Source organism: Paraburkholderia sp. UCT70 (assembly GCF_050434085.1).
Classification (GTDB): Bacteria; Pseudomonadota; Gammaproteobacteria; order Burkholderiales; family Burkholderiaceae; genus Paraburkholderia; species Paraburkholderia tuberum.
This window is the reverse complement of the sequence record NZ_JBNPVZ010000003.1, coordinates 1-21,883: the sequence shown is the minus strand read 5'-3', so window position 1 is coordinate 21,883 and position 21,883 is coordinate 1. Positions and strand designations below refer to the sequence as shown.

Below are 21,883 nucleotides of genomic sequence, written 5' to 3'. Positions count from 1 at the left end.
GCGTGCTGCACGATCTCGTGAATAACTTCAGTGTCCGATTGTCTGCGCTTGGACGTGAATCGTTGTGCTGGCTAATCCTTTGTAAATAATGGAGCCGGTATCCACCGCAAAACTGAGCACATGCTGTGTCGGATGTGGGTTGCAGTATAACGACAGCGCGTCGTTATTCGACGCGCGCAATTGTGAGTTGCCATTTCATACATTCGCCGTCCGCTCGCAAATTACGCCGGTTGGGCGGCCGTCATCAAATGCACGTCGCAGCACGAGGGCTCCGCGCCCCGAGATCGCCGTTCGGTCCGGCGCCCTGTCGTTTCGCGACCGCTGCGCGCGGATAGATGCCTCTCGACGTTGCAAGCTCGGAAACAATGTATTGAAGAGAGCTATTTGTGATTAAACGATAAGAAAATGACGGACCTCAACGGAACGGGCACACGGGCTTCAAGGACCTTGCCTGGTCGTTGTTTCGTTAACCCGGCGTCTGTTGTTCCTGGCGCTCGAGACTGGAAGCTTCATCATGGCTAAAGCGTTCATGCCCGTTCTCACTGTCGTGTCAGTCATCGCTCTCCCCACGGGCACCTCTGCTCAGGGCAACGGTCCTCTGACGCGTGAGCTAGTGCACGAAGAAGTCATCCGACTGCAGCTAACGGGCTCTGACCACCCCAACGGTGACGCACACTATCCGGCGAACATCCACGCGGCCCTGGCGAGCGTGGCGGCTCAACAGCAGGCGTTCAGTGGGCACGGTGGCGTGAAACTGGGCTCCGCAGTTTCGGGGGTACCGGCAATGGCTCAGCTGGCCTCGTATCGTTCTATCTACAACGAAAGTTGATTGGACATCACGGCGGGGCAAGCCGCAGCCTTGTCTGGCTTTCCATAGCGACGTCGGCGTACCCCTCCGGACGCGAGGTTCAGCGGAAGGCGTAGATGTCGGGAATCTGCATTCGGGGTCGGCCGACCCCGGAATCACCAGGTTCGGCCACGCGGGGATTCACTTCAACCAGCACCAACGAGATTCCCTTTTTTGTCGCGCAGCGGAATTCGCCCAGGTTGAACCCGTTCGGTTTTTTGCGCCATGGCCTTACCGTTTTGCGCCGGATCGCGGCAGGCCCGCTTCATCGAATAGGAGAAAGTTTGTGAGATTCAGGATAGTTTTGCTTGCGCTGACCGCGACTACGGCCGTATGCCTGAATAGCACCGCGCAAGCGCATGTGAGGGTCGGTGTCCTTGTGGGTATCCCGCCCCCCATGATGATGGCGCCACCCGCCGTCGTCTACGCTGCGCCCGCCCCACTCGTCGTCCAGTCGGTCCAGCCAACCCCGAGCACCGTCTACGTCGAAAAAACGCAGACGAGTCCGCCGTCGGGTACCTGGTGGTATTGCCCGCGTGACAAAAAAATATTACCCGTACGTGAAGGGGTGTTCGAGCGGCTGGGTGGAAGTGCCGGTGAGGCCAACCGGGCCGAAATGACATGAGCAAAATGAATTCCCTCTCTCTGGCAATGCGCACGAAACGGGGCGTATCCGCGCTAGTCACCGCCGCGGTCAGCCTGAGCTGCATCATCGCGCTCGACGGCTGTGCTGGCATGCCGACAGGTCCCACAGTGATGGCCCTGCCCGGCACCGGCAAGTCCTTCGATCAATTCCGCGCCGACGACGCGACGTGCCAGCAATTTGCTTCTCAGCAGACCGGCGGCGTGAGCACCCAACAGGCCGCAGCGACAGGCGCCCGAGGCGGTACGGTCGTCGGCACCGCGCTCGGCGCGGCGGCCGGTGCGGCGTTCAACGGCCGCCGCGGCGCAGCGGTCGGCGCAGGCGCAGGTCTGCTCGGCGGCAGCATGATCGGCGCCGGCATGGCGCAAAGCTCGGCCGCCAGCCTTCAACACCGCTACGACCAGGCGTACGTTCAGTGCATGTACGCAAATGGCGAACGTGTGCCGGTCCCGCGCAGCGCCGCCAATGTGTATCGGACGCACGACGAAGCGACGCCTCCGCCGCCGGCCTACGATACGGCGCCTCCGCCAGGTTACTGAGCCAGGCACGCCGACCACGCTCGCGTTGTCGACGGGGAGCGAGCGCTTGAGCGCTTACTCCCGTCAGGTGGCCTGTGGAAAAGCCGAGAGTTGTTCTCTCATCCTGCACGACGACTCTTGCAGTACGAGCTTTCCGCTCAACCAGAGTCGGTCTGACACGGCAGAAGGGCAGGGCCGTCGTTCACGCCGCGGTCGCCTGTTGTGATTTGAGACAAACGGCTTGGCCGACGGCAACAATTCTTACTTCGAATGCGATCTTACATTCATACATGATATTTAAGTCATAGTTGACAAAGCGGGCGTATTTGACTTAAATGATGGTTGTGCGACGACTGCAGATAGAAAGTCCGGATATCCGGCGGCCAACCCAGATGCTCACGAGTGCTCGGTCCGATCAGCCGTCGTATTTGCCCGGGCGTGTGACGCATGAACATTGGGCTGCTGTCTCGGCCAGCCGCAAGCACCTCGCGCTGGGAACGAAACTGAAGGAAAGGGCTATGAGGGTGGCAGCACATAGAGACCGATTCATAGGCAACGTCCTCGGCAGTTGGGTGATCGCCTGCTGTGCGATGGATGCAGTGTGCTACTTCCTGCCTGACACGCAGCAGCTAGCACCGCTGCCGTTGGTTTTTGAACTGGTGATGGCGACAGGCGTGGCGGCGTTGGCCGCACTGTTCGTGCCATCGCTATGCAGTCGTTTCGTGGCACGTCAGGCTGGCTTGCCCGGTCATGAGGGCACGCATTACGCGGCATGGTGTGGGCGTCTGGCCGGGCTGCTTTTCGGTGTATTGGGCGATATCGCGTTGCAGGGGATCTGAGAGAAGAGGTATCGAGGGTCGGCCGGGATTCGTTAATATCTGAAGCTTAAGATATTCACGATTACCCCCGACGGGAAATCAGGCGAAGCGCCATGCAGACGACGGCGCTACCGCCATTTTGCAGGCGGGATCGCGCGAACCGAACCGGGTTGCAACAGTTCGCATCATCCTGCACTTTTCCTACCGGTCGTGGTGGCCGGTAAGGAGAAGTTCATGGCACAGTCTGAACTGACGTGCGGCAAGCAACGTACCGCGACGCGCGCACGTTCGATTTCGTGCGCGGCCGAATTCCTCAGCGAGTTTGACGCGTATCTGGGCACCGTCAAGGGCCTCGCAGAGGGCACCCGCCGGAAGTACGGCCGGTTTGTCCGAGGCTTCCAGGACGTCTGGTGCTGCGACGACCCACCGAATTGGCAAGACCTGTCAATCGAAGATCTCCGCGGATATCTGCACCGCGAACTTTCGAGCAAGAGGCGCCGACCATCGAATTCGCCAATCGTCGCGCTGCGCGCGATGCTGCGGTTTCTCACCGCGATGGGTCTTGTGCCGTCCGGTCTCGAGGAAGCACTACCTCGAATCCGAGATGGCGTCACGCGACGCTTCCAGCCAGCCTGACGAACGATGATGTGGAACGGCTCAATCAAGTGCGGGTCGACGCTGCTACGTTTCAGCCGCTGCGGAACACAGCAATCATATTGTTGCTCGCCAGGACCGGGATGCGGGCTGCTGAAGTCATGCACCTCGGTCCGGATGCGTAAAACGAAGCGATGTTGTCACCGCATAATGCCCACAAGGGAAGGGCGTCAGCCCGGCCGCCGGTTGTCCGGCACGGGAAGCTTCGATGGTAGTAATAGAACGGATAACGATGACGATGCGCGAGCTGGACGAAAACGCGTCAGTGGGCGGAAGTGATTCCCGCGCTCACGAACATGTTCGCCGCCGCGAAGACGCTGCGCAGCCGGCTTCAGTAATGAGGCGAGCGAGCCGTCGCGTTCTTCGCGTCGGCTCGTATCTGCGGCCGCTCTGTCGCCGAGCTTTGAGCAGGGCGCCACATGCCTTCCCGTCAGACGGATTCCGCGGTCATCCCCGATTGCGGTTCCCCGATTGCGGTTCCCCGACACGCGGCCGTCACTTGCCGCGCCTCCACCGCCCACGCAATGACAGTTCAATCGCGCCAATACCGACGCCAACCGTATTGGACGTTCAACGCGATTGATACACTTTGAAAATTCCTCCACCGGGCTGCTTGCATCGCCAGCGGAAGCGTCATAGCCTGGCGCTTGCATGCCCGCGCCGCAACGCTCTGGCGCGGGCAGGACCGGGAACGCTGGTTGCGGGTTGATCACGATGGCCGCGGTTAGCCACGGTCACCCGCAATCTCACATAGGAGAGCGTCATGACTTTGGACAAGAACTCGAATCGTCAGCCGTCGAATCCGGCGCAGCCCGGCCGCGACAGCGGACAGCAGCAACAGAACCAGACTCCTCCGACGCATCAGGGCGGCCAGCGGCAGCCCTGAGCGCGATGAGTGACGGCGTGTCCAGGCGTCGTCGCTCGAAAAACCGGAACCCCGACGTAACAGCGCCGCTAATGGCGGATCGTGACTACGAAGGCGAAGTGGAAAAACTACACATCTATCTGTTCGGCGCGCACGATGCGGTTCGGCATGAGCAGGCGCTGATCCGGCTCGACAAGGCCGGCTACATGGTCACGCTCGCGCGGGTCGTGGTCGAAGATCTGCCGACCTATGCGCAGGCGCGCGACCGCCCCGAGCTGCAGAGTCTGATCCGACGACTCGCGCCGCGCGACACGCTCGTCGTGCTCGAGCTGGCCGCGCTGGGCTGCAACGCGCGCGACATCCTCGCCACCGTGATGCAGTGCCGGAAGGCCGGCGTGGCGCTGCGGTGCGTCGAAGTCGGCCACCCCGATCTGGCCGGGCGCCCCGAGCCCTCGGCGGTGAAGGCATTGCGCGCGCTGGTGCGGCTCGACGCCGCGTGCCGCAGCCTGCGCAGCCGCGACAGTCTTGCGGCCGTTCGCGCGAGCGGCAAGCATACGGGCAGGCCGCCGTCGCTTTCCGAGCAGCAGCGTCAACGCGTGCTGCAATCGCTCGGCAGAGGACAGTCGGTCAGCGAGGTCGCGCGGCGCTTCGGCACGTCGCGTCAGACCGTGATGCGCATTCGCGCGGACACGCCAGCCGTGTAGAAATTGCGTGCCGGAGCCGTTTGCGTCACCTTCTTACCGCATCGCTGATCGTGCAGCCCGCGCGGCGCGTTTCGCACGACTCATCGCGTGAAACGCGCCATTCCGTTCTGACATGTGCGCAGATGCTCCTGTCCGTAACGTAATTGTTACGGTCAGGGGCATCTGCTTTGCTTTGAAAGTTCATACGTCTAACCTCAACGTACAACAAACCATATCAATGCCTGAGATCCGAATCCGAGGCGCGGCGCGATGCCGTGTGAACGCCATGAACGTAAAACGTCTGACTGTTTATGCAAGCCCGGGATCACTGCGAGTCGTCGAGGTCTGGAAAAGCCTGATCGAACATCGTGCGCAAGTGTGCGGCTGGTCCGCCCACGTGAACAACGCGGGCGGACGCGAGTCGCTGAGCGTCGATCTGGTCGATTGCCCTGCGGATCGCCTCGCGATTATCTCGGCCGCGTTGAGCTCGGGACCGATGACCGTGCTGGCGACCGACACTGAGTCGACCATCCGTTCCTCCTGAATGCGCAAGACCGCTGCGCCAGAGCTTTACCCTATGCCATTGCGCACTCGCCCTTCGCGGCACGGCTTTTGAGCGGCCTTCATGGCACTGCTCCCCAAGCGGCCCTGGTGGCCGCTTCTTTTTTTGCGCGTCGCGAGGTTTGCAAGGCCGCCCGCTTTCAACGGTATGGCGCGCGCCACGCCTGCTTACGCAAGCGTCGGAAATGAAACGCATTGAAGGGTAGATGCCTTGCTCGGTCGTCGGCAGCTCGATGAAGGAGAAGCCGATGTCCAACGATCGATCGACGAGCGCGCCGGATCGCGAGTCGCAAGCGGAAAACGACACGCCCGCGGACCACGTGTCGCAAACGCACCGCAAGATGGTGCAAAGCGCCGCGGCTGGGCTGGCCGCTGCCTTCGCGGGCACCGCTGATCACCGGCGGCGATTCCGGCATCGGCCGCGCGGCGGCGACCGCGTTCGCGCGCGAGCTATGTGACGGGACAGGTGGATGGCGCGACGGGCGGCGAGGGGCCGCCGTGATCGCGTGAAGAACGGCGCCGCGACGGCGGCAGCGCTGCGCCGCTGGCTCAATGAAGGCGAGCGGACGTGACTCCGGCGCCGTCCGTGCCCGCACTCGGCGGCGTCTGCTGACTCGCCTCGATGCGCGCGCGGAAATAACGCGCGGTGCGCGGTAGCCCTTCGTCAAGCGACGTGCCCGGCTGCCAGCCGAGCAGTTTTGTCGCCAACGAGATGTCCGGCTGTCGATGCCACGGATCGTCGGCCGGCAGCGGCTGTGATTCGAGCGGCGACGCGGAGCCGGTCACCGCGACGATGCGCCGCGCGACCTCGCGCATCGACACTTCGTGCGGATTGCCCAGGTTGACCGGGCCGCCTGGATCGTCGGCGCTGTTCATCAGCAGGATGAAGGCGTCGATCATGTCGTCGACATAGCAGAACGAACGCGTCTGCGAGCCGTCGCCATAGACGGTCAGCGGCTCGCCGCGCAGCGCCTGCATCATGAAGTTCGACACCACCCGGCCGTCGGACGGATGCATGCGCGGACCGTAGGTGTTGAAGATGCGCGCGATGCGGATCGACAGACCATGCTGGCGGCGATAGTCCATGAACAGCGTTTCCGCGCAGCGCTTGCCTTCGTCGTAGCACGAGCGCGGACCGATCGGATTCACGTGGCCCCAGTAGTCTTCTTTCTGCGGATGGACGAGCGCGTCGCCATACACCTCGCTCGTCGACGCCTGGAAAATCCGCGCTTTCATGCGTTTGGCGAGCCCGAGCATATTGATCGCGCCGTGCACGCTGGTCTTCGTAGTCTGCACCGGATCGTGCTGGTAGTGGATCGGTGACGCGGGGCACGCGAGGTTATAAATTTCATCGACTTCCACATACAACGGGAACGTAACGTCGTGACGCATCAGTTCGAAGTTCGCGCAGTCGAGCAGATGCGCGATGTTGTCCTTTGTACCGGTATAGAAGTTGTCGACGCATAGCACGTCGTGTCCTTGCGCGACGAGCCGTTCGCACAGGTGCGAGCCGAGAAAGCCGGCGCCGCCGGTGACCAGAATGCGCTTGCGGGTAAGTTCTTTCATGGTGCGTGATCCTGTGGTTGGACCGCATGAACGTTGAAAAGCAGCGTGGCATCACGCCGTGACGTGCAGCAGCGCGTCGTGCCAGTCCTGCGCGAAACGGTCGATATGAAAGCGTTCGAGCGCCGTGCGCCGCGCGCCTTCGCCGAGCCGCCGCGCTTCGCCGGGATCGCGCAGCAGCCCGAGCATGGCGTCGACGAGCGCGTCGACGTCGGTATGCACGAAGCCGTTTTCGCCGTTGCGGATCACGGTGGCGAGCTCGGCCGTAGCGAGACCGACGATCGGCATGCCGATCGTCATCGCCTCGACGATCGCGAGGCCGAGGCTGGTCCAGCGGATCGGATTGAAAAAGAAGCGGTAGCGCGCGCTGAACGCGGCCAGATCGAGGTTGCCGATTTCACCGATGCCGTCCAGCCGCTGTGCGTCCATGCCGACCAGATCGAGCGGCACGCGCGTGCGCGTTTCGCTGAAGACATCCGCGCCGAGGCGCCGGCCGCGCTGCGCGAGATGATTGACGACCACGATGCCGCGCTGCAGTTCGCCGCTGTAGCGCACGCCGTCGGGCACCACGACGCCATGTTCGATCACGCGCGTCGGCGTGACGCCGCTGTCCCACATCAGCTGGTTGAAGTGCGTGACGTGGACCAGCAGCGTTCCGGGATCGTCGACCCAATGCCATTGCTCGAACGGGTTTTCCTGCGGCGGGTCGTGCTCGACATAGACGCGTGGCAGACGTTGCTGCGCGGTGCTCAGCACGCGCTCGCGGTCGTGGTTCCAGTGGGCGCGATGCTGGTACAGCACCACGTCGAACTCGTGGTTGGCCACGTCGTCGATTGCGATCTCGTGCACGTTGTCGCCCCACGGCAATACGCCGACCTTGCCGGCATAGCCGGGCGGATGACCGGGTCTCGTCACCAGATAGAAATCGTGCGGCGTCTGGCTCAGGTAATACATGTAGTTGCCGTGCACGTGCCAGGTCAGCACGCGCAGCCGGCGGCAATTACGCAACATGGTGCAGGTCCTCGAAAGACAGCGAAACGGTCCCCTCATGCAGGCTGCAGGGCGCGCCTGGTTGCGCGCCGGGCGCGCGCGCAAGCTGCTCGCGGGCGGTCTCGACCACCTGTTCGACCTGCACGTTCAGCGCGCACGGATGACCGTATGGGCAGTCGCGGAACATGCACGGCCGGCACGCCGGATAGTCGGCCAGCACGCGATGCCGCGCATGATCGAGCGGCGCCCAGCGCCGCGTGTCGCTGCCGCATGCGATCACGACCGACGCGCTCGCCATCGCCGCGGCGATGTGCGAGATGCCGGTGTCGTTGCAGACCACGAGCCGCGCATGCGCGACCAGCGCGGCGAGTCCGCCGAGCGACGTCGCACCCGCCAGATGCAGCGCGGGCGCGCTCATCGCGCCGAGCACCGCGCAGGTCAGCGGCGCTTCGGCGGCCGTGCCGGTGATCGCGATCTGCCAGCCGTCGGCGGCGAGGTGGTCGGCGACGGCCGCGAAGCGCTCGGCGGGCCAGCGGCGCGACGGCAATTGCGAACCGGGGTGAACCAGCACGAGCCGCTCGTCTTCGATGCCGTGATGCGTGCGCAGCGCGGTGTACTCGTCGAGGTCGAGCTCGGTGAGCGGGAACGTCAGACGCCGGTCGTGCGCCGGCGCGCCGAGTGCGCTCATCAGCGCGAGATAGCGCTCGGGCTCCGGCAGCGCATCGGGCCAATCGATGAAGCAACCCTCGCGCGGTACCTCGTCGGGCTGCACGAAGCCGGCGTCGGCACACGCGCCGAGTTGATGCAGCAGATGGTTGGCGATGCCGCCGCTGCCGTGCAGCTGGATCGCCAGATCGAAACGCCGCTCGCGCATCCGCGCGAAGAACGCGGGCAAGCCATCGTTCGATTCTGGCTGCTCGGGAAAACCGACCGCGCCCGGAAACACGATCAGCTCGTCGACGAGCGCCGCATAGCGCTCGACGAACGCGCGTGCCCACGGCAGTCCGATCAGCGCGATATGCGCATCCGGCGCGGCCGCGCGCAGTGCGCGCAAGGCGGGCACCGCGCACAGCATGTCGCCGAGCTGCAGCGCGCGAAATACGGCGATACGGCGCGGCGCGAGCGCCGCCAGCAGCGAGGGTGGGGTCATGGAAAGAACACCTTGAAACGGATGGCGCCATAGAGCCGCCAGTAGATCGATAGAAACGGAATGGGGATCGACGTCCAGAGCATTTCGGCGACGTGACGCCAGCCATGGTTGCGCCCGCGCAGCCGGCGCGCGCAGAAATAGCCGGTCAATCCGCACCACGCGATCAAACCCGCGCCCGCGAGCATCGGCTGATCCGCGAACGAACCGCCGATCGCCAGCAACGCGGCGGAGAGAATCGCGTAGTACAGTAGCGGCGGCCGCGAGCGGATGCGCGTTCGAAACAGTTCGGGATGCTTGCGATAAAGCAGCGCATCGAACTGGCTCTTTTTCTGCTGCGCGATGCTGACGCCCCAGCGCGCGGGCCGCACCGGATGCACGACCACCGCGTCGCGGGCGCGCACGATCTGGCCGCCCGCGGTAAGCAGCGTGAACTGCAGGTCCGAATCCTCGCGCCACGCCGACGTGAACCGTTCGTCGAAGCCGCCGGTCGCGACGAGCGCCGCACGCGTGACGAACACGTTCGCGGTCGCGAATTCGGCGCGCGCGAGGCCGCTCGCGTCGGCTTCGTAATCGGTCGGTAGATCGGGCGGCGAGGGCAGCGGCACGACGATCGTGCCGGCGGCCGCCGTCGCGCCTTGCGCGAGCGCCGCGACGCCAGCCGTCAGCCAGTGCGGATCGGGCAGCGTGTCGTCGTCGGTGAAGGCGATCAGCGAAGCGCGCGCATACTGCCAGCCCGCGTTGCGCGCGCCGGCCGGCCCCTGGGTGCGCGTGACCGGGAGATAGTGCAGTTCCAGCCCGCGCGGCGCCTTCTCGCGTGCGAATCGTTCGACGCAGGCGCGCGTGGCGTCGCCGGGACCGTCGTCGCAGACCACGATCTCGTAGCGGTGCGGCGTGAACTGCTGCGCGCATAGCGCGGCAAGGCAGTTCGCGAGCATCGCGGGACGGCGGTAGGTGGGCACCACCACCGACACGTCGGGCCACGACTGCGTGCGCAACGTGCGGCCGGTTTCCTCGGCATCTTCGCTGCTGTAGCGCGCGGCCACGCCGCCATGCAGGGGCGACGGACACATGACCGAGGCGTTCATGCGCGGCCCCCCGCCTTGTCGACGAGGAACGGGCCGATCACGAGCGCGTCGAGCGGCGAGGTCCAGAACGACTCGACCGCGTCGCGCGGCGAATTCACCATCGGCTCGCCGCGCGTGTTGAACGACGTATTGACGAGAATCGGCACGCCCGTGCGCTGCTTGAACGCCGCCAGCAAGTCGTAGTACAGCGGCTGCTGCGCGCGGTTGATGGTCTGCACGCGCGCGGTGCCGTCCACATGCCGCACGGCCGGAATACGCGCGGCCTTGTCGGCGCGCACGTCGAACACGAATAGCATGAACGGCGCGGTTTGGCCGTTCACGAACCATTCGTTGGCTTCCTCTTCCATCACGACCGGCGCGACCGGGCGGAAGTCCTCGCGATCCTTGATCTCGTTGAGCTTCGCCTGCATTCGCGGATCGACCGGCGACGCGAGGATCGAGCGCGCGCCGAGCGCGCGCGGCCCGAATTCGGTGCGCCCCTGATACCAGCCGATCACCTTGCCTTGCGCGAGCAGATCGGCGGTCTCGCCGGCGATATCGGCGAGTCGCCGGTACGGTACTTTCGACCAGCGCAGGAACTGCTCGATTTCCGCTTCGCTGTATTCGGGCCCGAGATACGCATGATCCATTCTCCAGTGACGTTCGCGGTCGCCGCGCGCGGCACGCTCGCGATAGTCGGTCCACAGTGCCGCGCCAAGCGCGGTGCCAGCGTCGCCGGCCGCCGGTTGCACCCACACTTCGCTGAATGGCCCGGCGTCGCGCACCTTCGAGTTCATCACGCAGTTCAGCGCGACGCCGCCCGCCATGCAGAGCCGGCTCAAGTCGGTCTGCCGATGCAGCCAGTGCGCGAGTTCCAGCACGGTCTCCTCGAGCACGCGCTGCAACGAATTGGCGATATCGAAATGGCGTTGTTCGAGCGGCCCGCCGCGTTCGCGCGCGGGACCGAAGCGTTCGGTCAGCCGCGGAGCGTCGACGGTATAGCTGCCGTCCTGCCGATAGCGGACGATCTCGCGGAACACCTCGACATAAGCCGGCTTGCCGTACGACGCGAGCGCCATCACCTTGTACTCGTCCGACGAGTGCAGGAAGCCGAGCCAGTCGGTGACCTCTTCGTACAGCAGCCCGAGCGAGTGCGGCAGCTCGACCTGTTTCAGACGCTTGTACTCGCCGCCGACGAATTGCCCCATGCTGGTCGTCACGCCCTCGCCGCGGCCGTCCATCGTCAGCACGGCGGTGTCGTCGAACGGCGCGGCGAGAAACGCGCTCGCCTCGTGCGCGAGATGGTGCTCGACGAAGTGCCATGCGAAGCCGTGCTCGCGGTCCACGCCCTGGAAGCGCTTGCGCAGATGATGCGGCGCGCCGTCGAGCAGTTGGCCCTTCGCGTTGGCGATATAGCTGAGGAACAGCGGGTCCCACGGCGACGCGGACGGGTTGTCCGGGCGCGTGCCGGCCGGATCGAACGGCAGCTCGATCGTCGCGCCCGGCATCTTCGGCATGCCGCCGAATAGCGTGGGGTCGTACGAGTAAGCGACGCGATCGATCGCGGCGAGCGTAATGCCGGCGGCCTTCAGGCAGTAGTCGATCGCATCGAACGGGAGCTGCCAGGTCGAGAACGGCACCGGACGTTTCGCGTGCTTGACGTGCGTGAAGCGTTCGTCTTCGGCGGCGGCGAGCACCACGCCGTCGCGCAGCAGCGCGGCGGCGCTGTCGTGATAGACCGCATTGATTCCGAGTGTGTACATGGCATTAGCAGTGGAAGTGGGTTCAGCGGACGGTTGGCTGATCGATCAGCGACGGCGTGCTCGTGTTTTCGGCGTGACCGGCGCGCTCCGATACACCACGACGCGGCGCATGCGCATGCGCTTGCCGCAATTCGAGTGCCGCGTGCACGACCTCGTCGGTCGGAACGCCGAGCAGGCAGGCGTGATGCCCGTGCGGACACACGCTGCGATAGCACCAGCGGCATTCGACGTCGCGATACAGCACGCGTTGCGGCGTTTGCCACGGCGTGTGCTGCGGGTTGGTCAGCGCGTAAAGATCGACGACCGGCGTGCCGAGCGCGGACGCGACATGCACGGGTCCGCTGTTGTTGGACACGAGCACGCTCGCGCGTTCGAGCAGCGCGGCGAGTTCGGCGAGCGTCAGCGCACCGCTCAGGTCGTATAGCTGCGCGCGCGCGCCGGGCGCGGCCGTGCGCATCACGGTCTCGACGAGCGCTCGCTCGCTCGCGCCGCCGGTCACGAGCACCGAGGCGCCGGTTTCGCGCGCGAGCTGCGTGGCGACCTCGCCGAAGCGCTCGGGCGGATAGCGGCGCGACGCAGCGGTCGCACCTGGATGCAGCACGAGGCACTCGGTGTGGCGGCAGATGCCGAGCGTCCTCAGTTTCGCGTCGAGCGACTGGCGCGCGGCCGGCGGCACGCGAAAGCGCATGCCGGTGTCGCCCGTCTGCGCGCCGACGTGATGCACCAGATCGAGCTGGCGTTGCACCTCGTGCCGTGTGTGCTGCTGCGGCTCCGGCTCGCGCAGCCAGTCGGTCAACAGCGCGTACGGATTTTCACGGCAATGCGCGAGGCGGCGCGGAATCCCCGCGAGATAGCACAGCATCGCGGCCGGCAACGGGCTCTGGCTATAGACGGTGAAAATCACCGCCGCGTCGAAGCCGCCGCGCCGCAGCCGCTGCTGCATGCGGTGATCGTCGAGCAGATCGCGCGTCACGGTCGACGCGGGCGCGACCCACGGCGCGTCGTATTCGATCACATCATCGACGTCGTCGAGAAACGGCGCGAGCGCGACGCCGCTGCGCGACGCCAGCAGCGTGATATGGCGGTCATCGGCGGACTCGCGCAGCGCGTGCAACGCGGGCGTGGTCATCAGCACGTCGCCCAGATTGTCGAGGCGCACGCACAGAATCCGTTTGACCTCGCCGCCCCAGCACACCGGCTGCGACGTATCGGGCGCGCGCGCGTGAGCCAGCCTGGGCGGCGCAAGTGGCAGAGGTGCGTTCACCGCGGCGCCTCCTTGCGGCGCGCCGCGGTGCCCGGCGGCAGGCCGTGCAATACGACGCGTTGCGCGGCCTCGTGGAGACCGGCGGCGCGCGCGCTCGGCGTGCGCTGCGGGCCGGTTCGCCATTCGGTCTCGTGGCCGTTGTCAAGCAGGATCGTACGGCAGCCGGCGCGATTGCCCGCTTCGACGTCGTCGAGAATGTCGCCGATGAACCAGCTGTTGGCGAGATCGAGCTCATGCTCTTCGGCCGCGCGCAGCAGCATGCCGGGCGCGGGCTTGCGGCAGTCGCAGACGATCGCGTAACGCGCGACGCTGCCCTCGGGGTGATGCGGACACCAGTACGCGCCGGCGAGCGTGGCGCCGCACTCGGCGAACATCTGCCGCAGCCGGCGTTCGACGTCGAACAGCGCTCTGTCTTCGAACTTGCCGAGCGCGATGCCGGACTGATTGCTGATCACGAACAGCGCGTACGGGTACGCGGCGAGCAGCGCGAGCGCTTCGCGCGCGCCCGGCGCGAAACGCATCAGCGCGGGATCGGCGTTGTAGGGCACGTCTTCGAGCAGCGTGCCGTCCTTGTCGATGAACACAGCGGGTAGCGTCATGATGGTTCGTATGCGCGAGCTTGGGTCAAAAGTCGGAAAAAGGCGCGCCGCAGCCGCTGGACCGGCCGCGGCGTGTTCCAAATGCGCACACCGTGCGGGTTCGCGCGGCGTGCGCCGTCGTCAACGGGACGACGCTCCGGCTGCTGCTCGCAGCGGTAGCTGCGCCGGCTCGGACGCGGTGTCGAGCGATGTTTTGGTCGGTGCGAGCCTTGCCGCGCGTGCATAGATTTGCGCGAGCGCATCGCTGACGCCGCGCCAGGTGAAGCCGGCCCGCGCCCGTTCGAGGCCCGCTTCGCCCATCCGGCGCGCAAGCGCGGGGTCGCGCCGCAAGCGGTCGAGACGCGCGGCGAGCGCATGCGGATCGCGCGGCGGCACGAGAAAGCCGGTCACGCCATCGAGGATCGAATAGCGGATGCCGCCGACATCGGCGCCGATCACCGGCGTCGCGCAGGCCATCGCCTCGATCGGCGTGATGCCGAACGGCTCGTACCAGGGCGTCGTCACGAACACGTCGGCGGCGCTGTAGAAGTAGCGCAGCCGCGGGCGACCACACCGGCCGACGAAGCTCGTCTGCTCCGCGACGCCGCATTCGCGTGCGATCTCGCGCAGGCGCGCGATCTCCGGCGTCGCGATTTCGTTGGGCGCGTCCGAATTGCCGCCGACTATGTACAGCTGCGCCGACGCGTTGAACGTGTGCTTCAGCACGCCGACGCCGCGCACCACATTGTCGATGCCTTTGCGCTGCACGAGCCGCCCCACTTGCAGCACGATGAAGTCGTGCTGGCGCCAGCCGAGCGCATCGCGGGCGGCTTCGCGCTCGACGGGCAGGAACTCCTCGGCATCGAAACCGCACGGCACGATCTGGATGCGCGCTGGATCGGCGCGATAGTGTTCGAGCAGATCGGCTTCGTCCTGCGGACATTCGGCGACGAGCACGTCCGAACCTGCGACCAGTTCGTCTTCGATCGCGAAGCGCTCGTCGGGGAAGCCGTCATCCGTTCCCTGATGGATACGCCGCACGCGGCCGAGCGCGTGAAAGGTCGTGACCAGCGGCACGCCGAGCGCAGCTTTCACTTGCAGCGCGGCGAGGCCGGACATGAAGAAGTTCGCGTGCATCACGTCGTAGGACTGCGGTTCGCGGCGAAAGAACGCGCTCAGAAACGCGGCGAACTCGTCCATGAACGGCAGCAGTCGTTCCTTTGGCAATTGCCGCGGCGGTCCCGCGGGCACATGAATCACGCGCACGCCGTCCATGTCGACGCGCTCGGGCAGCAGTGCGCGATCGCGGCGCGTAAACACGTCGACCTGATGGCCCATTTCCACCAGTTGACGCGCGACGTTCGCGACGTAGATGTTCTGTCCGCCGCTGTCGACGCCACCGGCGACAGCAAGTGGCGACGCGTGTTCGCTGATCAGGGCGATCTTCATTGGCATTCCTTCTTGCGATGAGCGGCAATTGATGTTGACTTTCGTAAGCGGCGCACAGCATGTGGTGTGCCATTCGCATCCTGCGGTGCGGACAAACGACGCAAACGTCGCGCGGAACCGTACGAAGCGCTGTAGCGTGCCCTTTTCCGTGGGTAGAGAAGCGCTGTGGCGTCCCCTGTTTCTACATACGGTCATGTAACTTCGAACCGCTTGCGCCGCGCCGGTACTAGGATGGGCGAAGGACCCCGCCCATTTAATAAGTAAGAAGTGCGCGGAAAAGGGCTGGAGCCAGCGCCTTTTTTGCTTGCGCCCGGGCGCGCCGCTTGCGCGACGCCACACTTGTGCGACGTTTCTTCCGGGTGCCCCCACCACGACCTCATGCCGAATTCCGCCCCGCCGCCTCGCTCCGAACTGACGCGCCGAATCGTCGGCGATCTCGCGCATGCGGTATGGCGTTATCGCTGGCAGACCAGCGGGGCGCTCGCGCTGATGATCGCCGCGCGGCTCGCGACCGTGCTGATGCCGCTCACGCTGAAGCACATCGTCGACGAACTGAGCCATCCGCTCGCGCATGTGGCGTTTCCAGTGTTCCTCGTGCTCGCCTATGCGCTGCTACGATTTTTCGGCGACGCGCTGAACGAGGCGCGCGACGTCGTGTTCAGCATGGTCGTGCAACGCACGGTCGCGGCGCTGACCGAGCGGACCTTCGCGCATCTGCATCGGTTGAGCGCGCGCTTTCATGCGCGGCGCGAGACTGGCGCGATCGTGCGCGACGTGCAGAAAGGCGCCGACGGCATCGGCTTTCTGCTCGGCACCGCGCTGTTTACGATCGTGCCGACCTTCTTCGAGATCGCGGTGATCGTCGCGATCATGGTGCATAGCTACGCGCGCGAATTCATGCTCGCGATCGTCGTGACCTTCGTGCTGTATGCGGGCTATACGTTCGTGTTCACGCGGCGGCGCGTCGCATTCCAGCGCGCGGTCAATCTGCTCGAAGCGCAATCGGACGGGCGGCTCGTCGACAGTCTGCTGAACTACGACACGGTCAAATACTTCGCGACCGAAGAGAGCGAGACGCAACGGCTCGGCAACGTGCTGGAGAAGTGGGTGCACGCGCGCATCGCCAACCAGAACGCATTGACCGCATTGCACGTGGGACAGAGCGCGGTGATCGCGCTCGGGGTAGCGGCGGTCATGCTGCTCGCCGCGCAGCACGTGGTGGCCGGCAGCATGAGCGTCGGCGATCTGATTCTGGTGAACGCCTACCTGATCCAGATCTGCATGCCGCTGAACACGCTCGGCTTCGTGTTTCGAGAGACCAACGACGCGCTCGTCAACGTCGAGCGCATGTTCGTGATTCTGGCGGCGCGCGGCCGCGTCGGCGAGGATATCGATGCGCGCGACGCGCAGCCGCTGAAGGTCGGCGCGGGGCTGATCGAGTTCGAACACGTCGATTTCGGCTACGACACAACGCGTCAGGTGCTGCGCGATGTCGACTTTCACGCGTATCCGGGCAAGACGCTCGCGGTGGTCGGCGGCAGCGGCTCGGGCAAATCGACGCTCGTGAAGCTGCTGTTTCGCCTCTATCGGCCCGAGCGCGGCATGATCCGCATCGACGGGCAAGACATCAGCATGGTCACGCAGCGCAGTCTGCGCGAGGCCATCGGCATCGTGCCGCAGGACACCGTGCTGTTCAATGAAACGATCGCCTACAACATTGCCTATGGACGTCCGTCGGCGACGCGCGCGGACGTCGTGCGGGCGGCGCGGGCGGCGCAGCTCGACGAGTTCATCGAGCGCTTGCCCGACCATTACGACACGCGCGTCGGCGAGCGGGGCGTGCGGCTATCGGGCGGCGAGCGGCAGCGCATCGCGATTGCGCGCGCGATTCTGAAGGACCCGCGCATCATCGTGTTCGACGAGGCGACCTCGGCGCTCGACACGCGCTCCGAGCGCGCGATCCAGACCGAGCTGACGCGCCTCGCGCAAGGCCGCACCTCGATCGTGATCGCGCATCGACTTTCTACCGTCGTCGACGCGGACTGGATTCTGGTGATGGAGCACGGCCAGGTGGTCGAGCAGGGCACGCATCGGGAACTGCTCGCGCGCGAGGGCGTGTACGCGAAGATGTGGTCGCTGCAATGGCAGCAGGGTGAACTCGAACACGCGCAGCGCCGGCTGACCGCGCGATCGGTCAGCGTCAGCGCATTGACGGCGGGTGTGATCGATGCATTGCACGACGAGATCGCCGAGCAGCGCGTCGTCGTCTACGCGGAGCCGTCCGACAACGAGCTGCGGGTGACCGGCGATCCGAGCGTGCTGCAACCGTTGATCGCCGAGTTGTGCCGCAATGAGATCGCGCAGGCGAGCCTGGGGCAGCGCATCGCGTTGCGCGCGGAGCGGCACGGCAATCACGTGTGGTTCAGCGTGCTCGGCATGGGCGACAAGCCGGCCGAGCTATCGCAGGCGGCGGCGCGGCAGATGGAAAGCGCGCTGGCGGCCGTGGGCGGCAGCTTCACGCTGACGCCGCTGAACGGGCGGCTCGCCTATGTGGCGATGCTGCCGCTGCGGCCGGTCGCGGACGCGCAACCGCCACTGGCGTCGGCGTCCACGGCGCCGGATTCGGCGGAGCCCGCTCCGCTCGATGGCCTCTTCGTGCTCGCGATCGACGACCAGGAAGAAGCGCGCGACGCGCTCGAAGCGGTGCTGAGCACGAGCGGCGCACGCGTACGGCTATGTGCAGCGGGCACCGAAGCGCTGGACTGGCTGCGCGCGACGGACCCGGCGCAATGGCCGCACGTGCTGCTCTGCGATCTGATGCTGGCCGGCGAAGATGGCTATGACGTGCTGAGCCGTTTGCGCGCACTGGAAGGCGGGCGGCCGTCGATACGGGGCAGCCCACTGCCCGCGATCGCGCTGACCGGCTACACGGACGCACTCGACGAACAGCGTGCGCGCACCGCGGGTTTCGACGCGCACTTGCACAAGCCCGTGGCGCCCGCGGAACTGATCGCCGCGATCCGGCGGCTCGCGCAGGCGCCGTCGCGCACGGACACGGCGTTGCCGCGATAATGATGCGCGCGATTCAGGTCTGAGCGAGGTCTCAGATCGGCGCGTCGAACTTGCCACCAACAGTCGTCGTTGCGGACGCCTCGAGATTGCGCTCGGCGGCGCGCACGCGGTCGCGCATCGCGAGGATCGACCGCGGGACCACCCGACGTTCTCGCACGGTCCACGCCAGCCCGGCCAGCAATCCGGTGCCGTCGCGCATCAGCGTGCCTTCCCGCGCGAATACGTCGAGGGCGCGCAGAGTCGCGCTCAACGCTTCGCCCAACGGCAGACGCAGCCACGCGACCCACGCGGCGTTGCGCGCGAGCATGCGACGGCGCAACGCGCTGTCGCGCACCGGCGACGGATGGTGATGGAGCGTCAACTGCTCGCAGTAGACGATCGCATGTCCCGACGCGAGCACGTCGAGCGAAACGAGTGCTTCCTCACCGCCGATGAAAAGACGCGGCTCATAGCCGCCGATCTCGCGATACAGCGCCGCGCGAAACACGCACGCGCCCGCCATATAGCCGATCAAGGAGGGCCCCGGCAGACCGACACGGCCGAGCGGGCTTGCGCGCATCAACGCGCAGGTCGGATCCGTCGTGTTGTCCGCGCCGACCGCGACACGCGCATTCAGCACGCCGACGCACGGCCATGCATCGAGCAATTGCACCGCGCGTTCGAGCGAGCCCGGGCCCCACCAGGTGTCGTCATCGCAGAACGCGACATAGTCGGTCTCGACGCACGCGACCGCGTGGTTGCGCCCTGCCGCGCCGAGATTGCCGTTGCATTCGACGACGCGAACGCTCGGATAGCGCGCTGAGACGAGTGCGACCGTGTTGTCGGTGGAACCGTTGTCGGCGACGATGATCGGCGGGTTCTCGGGTAACGCGAGCAGACGTTCCAAGGTGGTGAGCAATTCGCCCGCGCGGTTATACGTGAGAACGACGACCGAAATGCGCGGGTGGGAGGCGTTGGTTTGCATGCTGTGCAATCGTTCAACGTTGGACTGCGACGACGCAGCAAACCTCGTGCCGTACGTCACGCGTTTTGCGTAGCTGGAGCCGATTCGTCGCGGCCAAGCTGCCAATAGCGTTCGGACGAAAAAAGGCTTGCCTGTCCTTCGGGACCGAATGCGCGCAATTGACTGCGATAAGCGTCGAGTGCCGCGCGCTTCATGCGCTCGTGTTGCGTGGTGCCTGGCACGTCCAACGCATGCGGCGTGTCAGCGGCGTAGCCGCGCTTCGCGAGGTCGGACAGGCGCGCTTGCACGACGCCGGACATGCGCCAGTAGGGCACATCTTCATAGGCGATGAACGGAGTGGCTGGCTGACGCCGCATCAGGGCGAGACAGGCATTGGACACGAGAACGTGATCCGAATGGAACAGGCCCAACGGCATCACGATCAGCGTGGGTTTTGTTTCGGAAACAGCGTGGTTCAACGCGGTGATCAGCCCGTCCGCATCAGGCGATGCGTGGTATTGCGCGTCGCGAAACTGCAGATGCATGGGAATCGCCGACAGCAACCCCAGCGCCTCCCGGTCTTCCGCCTGACGCGCCCGCATCGCTTCGAACGCGTCGGCGAAACCGGCGGCGCGGTCCCAATCGGTCGTCATGTTGTCGGCGGGCGGCGCGGTGAAAACTGTGCAGACGACCGTGCCGGGATGAGCGGCGATCACCAGTCCGCAGCTGAGGACCGCATCGTCGAGATGCGGTGAGATGACGAGCAAGCGCTGGTTCGATTCCATACCGGCAATTAGCAAGCTGCATTCCGCCGGCGCGGTGCGCGAAGGGTCGGTGCGGGAATAGCACTTGCTGCCATTGCGGTTCTACTATCGCTTGCCACTTCAACTATGAGCCCCCTGCAAAACCGCCCGACCACGTTCGCACCGTCGAAGTTCGCAAAGGTCAGGTTACCGAATCGATGTCGCGCGACGCGTTTCACGAACGCGTTTTATCGGCTATTACGAGCCCTATGCGACCAGCCATGAATCGCTCGATCGCGACGAGGACGTGCAGCAGGAAGTGGCCAACGCGGCCGAAGCCGTCGCGAGTTGCGTCGAGCAGATCCGCGGCGGGCGCAAGGAACCGGGCGAAAGCCTCGGCACTCCGCGCGCCAAATGATCCGCAATTCACTTAAGAAGGGCGAAGCATGACGAACGACGAAGTGGCGAGCCCGCGCACGCAACGGCGGCGGCTTGGAGGATGGCTGCCGCGCGAGGAAGCGCATCTCACGCGCTACCGGACCATGCTGGTCGCCAAAGCACGCGAACGTGCGCGCACGGCGCCACGCACGCGTGCCGTTGAAGAACTCGCGGCGCTGATCGAAGGCGATCCGGTGCTGCGCATGGATATGACGCGGGCCATCATTCAGGCGCAACAGGCGGGCTACGTGCTCGGCTATACATCGATCGACGAGCTGATGACGATCGTCGATTACCTGATGACCTACGCGCCGCCGTTCAGCGAATCGGATCTGATTCATTGTCCGCTGAACGCGGTGCTCGACTGGCCGATGTGCATGCCGTCCGGCTATGCGCTGTTTCGCGACCCGGCGCTCAACGCGCAACTCAAGCACGTGCTGAACTGCTGGTGTGGCTTCCTGAGCGGCCCGCATTCACGCGCGCATTTAAATACGTCGTCGCCCGACGGCTGGTTCAGCCCTGAGGCCGACAAACGGATCGGCCTCGCGCAATTCGTGTGCGATCCCGAGCAACCGTATTGGGGCTTTACGTCGTGGAACGACTTTTTCACACGGCGCTTCCGTCCCGGCATGCGGCCCATCGAGGAGCCGGACAACGACAAGCTGATCGTCAGCGCGTGCGAGGCGACGCCGTACAACGTGCAGCACGGCGTGAAGCTGCGCGACACGTTCTGGATCAAGTCGCAGCCGTATTCGCTCGAAGACATGCTGAGCTCGCGCGAGCGCGGACTGGCGCGGCGCTTCGAGGGCGGCTCGGTGTATCAGGCCTTTCTGAGCGCGTTCAACTACCACCGCTGGCATGCGCCGGTCAGTGGCGTGATCTCGCGCGCGTACGCGGTGGACGGCAGCTACTATTCGACCGCCGATAGCGAAGGCGAAGACCCGAGCGGCCTCAACGATTCTCAGGGCTACATCACGGCACTGGCGGCGCGCGCGGTGATCGTGATCGAGTGCGACGATCCGGCGGTGGGGCAGGTGGCGTGCGTGTTCGTCGGCATGGCGGACGTGTCGTCGTGCATGATCGAGGCGTTGCCTGGTCAGCGCGTCAGAAAGGGCGATGAGTTGGGGTTTTTCCAGTACGGCGGATCGACCTGCTGCCTGGTGTTCGAGCCGGGCGTGATAGACCGCTTCGTCGTGGAACCGCCGTTCGGCGACAGGCAGCCACCGATCGAGGTCAACGCGGCCGTTGCGAGGGCCGCGTCGCGCAACGCGTCGTCG

The 21,883-nt window shown here is 65.5% G+C and carries 20 protein-coding genes and 1 pseudogene; 11 read left to right on the top strand and 10 right to left on the bottom strand.

The window, feature by feature from the left end; genetic code table 11:
• Positions 1–514 precede the first annotated feature (514 nt).
• The 8 genes from OKW41_RS17875 to OKW41_RS17840 all read left to right on the top strand — a co-directional run bounded on the left by OKW41_RS17875 (position 515) and on the right by OKW41_RS17840 (position 6,047).
• Positions 515–829 (top strand): DUF4148 domain-containing protein, encoded by a 315-nt coding sequence (locus tag OKW41_RS17875; protein WP_429573463.1) that lies wholly within the window; start codon positions 515–517, stop codon positions 827–829.
• Positions 830–1,468: 639 nt separating this feature from the next.
• On the top strand, positions 1,469–2,029 hold the full coding sequence (locus OKW41_RS17870) for a hypothetical protein (RefSeq protein ID WP_429573462.1): 561 nt from the start codon (positions 1,469–1,471) through the stop codon (positions 2,027–2,029).
• Between the two features lie 497 nt (positions 2,030–2,526).
• On the top strand, positions 2,527–2,847 hold the full coding sequence (locus tag OKW41_RS17865; RefSeq protein ID WP_429573461.1) for a hypothetical protein: 321 nt from the start codon (positions 2,527–2,529) through the stop codon (positions 2,845–2,847).
• Between the two features lie 213 nt (positions 2,848–3,060).
• Positions 3,061–3,462: a site-specific integrase gene (locus OKW41_RS17860; protein ID WP_429447274.1), complete on the top strand. Its 402-nt coding sequence runs from the start codon at positions 3,061–3,063 to the stop codon at positions 3,460–3,462.
• A 781-nt stretch (positions 3,463–4,243) separates the two neighbouring features.
• The gene (locus tag OKW41_RS17855) at positions 4,244–4,366 is read left to right on the top strand and encodes a hypothetical protein (RefSeq protein WP_429447276.1); all 123 of its coding nucleotides are present in this window, start codon (positions 4,244–4,246) and stop codon (positions 4,364–4,366) included.
• Between the two features lie 71 nt (positions 4,367–4,437).
• Entirely contained in the window at positions 4,438–5,049 is a 612-nt protein-coding gene (locus OKW41_RS17850) for a recombinase family protein (protein WP_429573460.1), read from the top strand.
• Between the two features lie 265 nt (positions 5,050–5,314).
• Entirely contained in the window at positions 5,315–5,572 is a 258-nt protein-coding gene (locus OKW41_RS17845) for a hypothetical protein (RefSeq protein WP_429447280.1), read from the top strand.
• Positions 5,573–5,837: 265 nt separating this feature from the next.
• Entirely contained in the window at positions 5,838–6,047 is a 210-nt protein-coding gene (locus OKW41_RS17840) for a hypothetical protein (protein ID WP_429573459.1), read from the top strand.
• A gap of 91 nt (positions 6,048–6,138) precedes the next feature.
• Here the strand turns inward: OKW41_RS17840 and OKW41_RS17835 are convergent, their stop codons facing one another.
• From OKW41_RS17835 to OKW41_RS17800, 8 genes are all read right to left on the bottom strand, one after another.
• Positions 6,139–7,155, bottom strand: coding sequence for a UDP-glucuronic acid decarboxylase family protein (locus OKW41_RS17835; protein WP_429573458.1), 1,017 nt, complete (start codon positions 7,153–7,155; stop codon positions 6,139–6,141).
• 51 nt (positions 7,156–7,206) lie between these two features.
• Positions 7,207–8,163, bottom strand: a complete 957-nt coding sequence (locus OKW41_RS17830) for a glycosyltransferase family 4 protein (RefSeq protein WP_429573457.1) — start codon at positions 8,161–8,163, stop codon at positions 7,207–7,209.
• A complete protein-coding gene (locus OKW41_RS17825) occupies positions 8,153–9,292 on the bottom strand; it encodes a glycosyltransferase family 9 protein (protein WP_429573456.1) in 1,140 nt (379 codons plus the stop codon). Before OKW41_RS17825 ends, OKW41_RS17830 begins: the two co-directional genes overlap by 11 nt.
• On the bottom strand, positions 9,289–10,377 hold the full coding sequence (locus OKW41_RS17820) for a glycosyltransferase family 2 protein (RefSeq protein WP_429573455.1): 1,089 nt from the start codon (positions 10,375–10,377) through the stop codon (positions 9,289–9,291). The genes OKW41_RS17825 and OKW41_RS17820 overlap by 4 nt, the downstream gene beginning before the upstream one ends.
• Complete coding sequence (locus OKW41_RS17815) at positions 10,374–12,119, bottom strand: carbamoyltransferase family protein (protein WP_429573454.1); 1,746 nt, start codon at positions 12,117–12,119, stop codon at positions 10,374–10,376. Before OKW41_RS17815 ends, OKW41_RS17820 begins: the two co-directional genes overlap by 4 nt.
• Before the next feature lie 22 nt (positions 12,120–12,141).
• The gene (gene waaF, locus OKW41_RS17810) at positions 12,142–13,383 is read right to left on the bottom strand and encodes a lipopolysaccharide heptosyltransferase II (RefSeq protein ID WP_429573453.1); all 1,242 of its coding nucleotides are present in this window, start codon (positions 13,381–13,383) and stop codon (positions 12,142–12,144) included.
• Positions 13,380–13,982 carry a D-glycero-alpha-D-manno-heptose-1,7-bisphosphate 7-phosphatase gene (locus tag OKW41_RS17805; protein WP_429447294.1) on the bottom strand — a complete coding sequence of 201 codons (603 nt, stop codon included), beginning with the start codon at positions 13,980–13,982 and terminating at the stop codon, positions 13,380–13,382. The genes waaF and OKW41_RS17805 overlap by 4 nt, the downstream gene beginning before the upstream one ends.
• Before the next feature lie 120 nt (positions 13,983–14,102).
• On the bottom strand, positions 14,103–15,410 hold the full coding sequence (locus OKW41_RS17800; protein WP_429573452.1) for a glycosyltransferase family 4 protein: 1,308 nt from the start codon (positions 15,408–15,410) through the stop codon (positions 14,103–14,105).
• Between the two features lie 378 nt (positions 15,411–15,788).
• Between OKW41_RS17800 and OKW41_RS17795 the strand changes: the two genes are divergently transcribed.
• Positions 15,789–18,482: an ATP-binding cassette domain-containing protein gene (locus tag OKW41_RS17795; RefSeq protein WP_429573451.1), complete on the top strand. Its 2,694-nt coding sequence runs from the start codon at positions 15,789–15,791 to the stop codon at positions 18,480–18,482.
• Positions 18,483–18,513: 31 nt separating this feature from the next.
• Here OKW41_RS17795 and OKW41_RS17790 read toward each other — a convergent pair whose 3' ends face one another.
• Positions 18,514–19,446: a glycosyltransferase family 2 protein gene (locus OKW41_RS17790; protein WP_429573450.1), complete on the bottom strand. Its 933-nt coding sequence runs from the start codon at positions 19,444–19,446 to the stop codon at positions 18,514–18,516.
• A gap of 56 nt (positions 19,447–19,502) precedes the next feature.
• Positions 19,503–20,210: a PIG-L deacetylase family protein gene (locus tag OKW41_RS17785; protein WP_429574333.1), complete on the bottom strand. Its 708-nt coding sequence runs from the start codon at positions 20,208–20,210 to the stop codon at positions 19,503–19,505.
• Positions 20,211–20,412: 202 nt separating this feature from the next.
• On the opposite strand from OKW41_RS17785, the pseudogene OKW41_RS17780 reads away from it, so the two are divergent.
• Together OKW41_RS17780 and OKW41_RS17775 are read left to right on the top strand one after the other, a co-directional pair.
• Positions 20,413–20,586, top strand: a pseudogene (locus OKW41_RS17780) (NADPH-dependent FMN reductase); the annotation flags it as partial.
• Between the two features lie 28 nt (positions 20,587–20,614).
• Positions 20,615–21,883, top strand: a 1,269-nt coding sequence (locus OKW41_RS17775; protein WP_429573449.1) for a phophatidylserine decarboxylase associated domain-containing protein, incomplete at its 3' end; no start/stop codon positions are given.